This is a genomic window from Rhodovulum steppense (genome assembly GCF_004339675.1).
Classification (GTDB): domain Bacteria; phylum Pseudomonadota; class Alphaproteobacteria; order Rhodobacterales; family Rhodobacteraceae; genus Rhodovulum; species Rhodovulum steppense.
Genome location: NZ_SLVM01000060.1, coordinates 1 through 1816, shown reverse-complemented (window position 1 = coordinate 1816; position 1816 = coordinate 1). Strand labels below are relative to the sequence as shown.

The window sequence follows — 1816 nt, the reverse complement described above, 5'->3', positions numbered from 1 at the left end:
TGATCTCTATCTCAGACATAAGCACGTGCTCAGGCATATGCCTAAGCCTCCATGGTCATGCCCAAGTGTCCGGTCAAAAAGGGGGCCAGTTCACCCGTGGTGCAGGTTTCCAGCAATTCGGTCGAATGGCCGAGCATGACCGCCCGCCCGGACGCCGCCGCGACCGTGGCGGAAGGTGCGGCCAAGCCGCAGAGCACGATGGCGATGCAACTGCGGACCACCCCGACGCAGGTTATCGCGCATTGGGTTGCAGCATCGCGGCAAGTGCTTGATGACGCGCCGCAACTGCGCGACCTGATCGACACGGAACTGCGCTACGGTCTGGCGCTGGTCGAGGAAACGCAACTGCTTTCGGGCGATGGCACCAGCCCGAACCTTCACGGACTGATTCCGCAAGCGACCGCGTTCAACGATCCGCTGACGGGGCAGATCGCCAGCCCGAACCAGATCGACCGCATCGGCAGTGCGATCCTGCAGAGCGCGCTGGCAGACTTCCCGCCGACCGGGATAGTCCTGCACCCGTCCGACTGGCAGCGCATGCGGATGCTCAAGGATGGCGAAGGCCGTTATATCCTTGGCGCACCCGGCGCAGAGGTTGACCCGGTTCTGTTCGGGCTGCCGGTTGTCGCGACCAAGGCAATCGCTGCAGGCTCCTTCCTGGTGGGCAACTTCCAAGAGGCCGCGACCCTCTATGACCGCTGGGCACCGCGCGTTGAAATCAGCACCGAACACGCCGACTTCTTCGTGCGCAACCTGGTCGCGATCCTCGCCGAGCAACGCATCGCCGTGGCCGTGCGCAGGCGCGCGACCTCTGGCCCAGATGATACCTTCTTGCCGCCTGTCAGGGCGCGCAGGGCGGGCGGCTTGGGTCGTCTTGGCATGGGCTTTTTCCTCTGGTTTCGGCTTGGGCAAAAAACACCTTCCCCCGCCGGTCAGGAAGCGAAGGGGTGGCAACTTTCATCGCCCCCCCACCCGGTTGTGATGCGCGCCACGCCTGCGGAAGTTCTATCAGGCTGCGCGCTCTGGCGGTTTACCCACTCACCAGTAACGGGGATGCTATGGCGCGTCGGACTGCGCCGGGTGCATCCTGACCTTAGCTGAAGCTGCCGTGCACGAGTGCGCCGGGCTTGTCCAGCTTCGACCCGCCCGCGTTCCTGTACGACCGGGCCGCGCAGCATTGGCCCGAACTGGCCCGTCTGCTGGCCGATATGGGCGTGATGGCAGATTCGGACCGGCTGGCCTTGGCGCTGCTGGCCGAGTGGATCGAGGCGGGCCGCGTGATCGAGGCCAGGTTCTGGACCACTTCGCCCAGCGTCGGTTCGGTCGGCGGCGTGTCGTCCGCGCGAGCGTCGCGCAGATCAGCGTCGAGTACGTCGGCGGCGGGCATCGCATCGAACATGGCGATGAGGTCGGCCTTCGACTTCTTCTTGAGTTGCGAGGCCGTCAGGGGCGCGGCGAGCAGCGCGTTGAGGGCGTCTTTGGTCATGGTGTTCAGGTCGGTCATGATCGTGTCTCCGTTGATGGGGCACAAAGCGCGCCCGGTGACACGTTCATAAGTTCCATCTTTGTTCTCGCTCAACCGGGGTTCGCGGGGCAAAGATGTTGTTTGTTTGAGACACCCGAAGGTTGGCTCTACTCCGCTGCGTTCACAACGAGCGGCGACTCTACATCGCGGGCAACGATGTTCTCAAGCCCCTTCACGACCTCATACTCGGGCACGGTCTTAGGCTCCAGACCCATTGATTTCAGGTCTTTGGCGTGATTCAGGCTCCGCGAGGAGACCTGATCTATGAGCAATCTTTACTGGCTGACCGAG

At 63.4% G+C, this 1816-nt stretch carries 2 protein-coding genes; one reads left to right on the top strand and one right to left on the bottom strand.

The features are described 5' to 3' along the window. Positions 1-51: 51 nt before the first annotated feature. The gene (locus EV216_RS18025) at positions 52-1101 is read left to right on the top strand and encodes a phage major capsid protein (RefSeq protein WP_132697257.1); all 1050 of its coding nucleotides are present in this window, start codon (positions 52-54) and stop codon (positions 1099-1101) included. Here the strand turns inward: EV216_RS18025 and EV216_RS18020 are convergent. Then, positions 1094-1504: a hypothetical protein gene (locus EV216_RS18020; protein ID WP_132697255.1), complete on the bottom strand. Its 411-nt coding sequence runs from the start codon at positions 1502-1504 to the stop codon at positions 1094-1096. The two genes, EV216_RS18025 and EV216_RS18020, sit on opposite strands and share 8 nt — an antisense overlap. Positions 1505-1816 lie beyond the last annotated feature (312 nt).

Coding starts and splice junctions, on each gene's coding strand:
- EV216_RS18025 (WP_132697257.1), top strand. CDS start 52: ATGGTCATGCCCAAGTGTCCGGTCAAAAAGGGGGCCAGTTCACCCGTG.
- EV216_RS18020 (WP_132697255.1), bottom strand. CDS start 1,504: ATGACCGACCTGAACACCATGACCAAAGACGCCCTCAACGCGCTGCTC.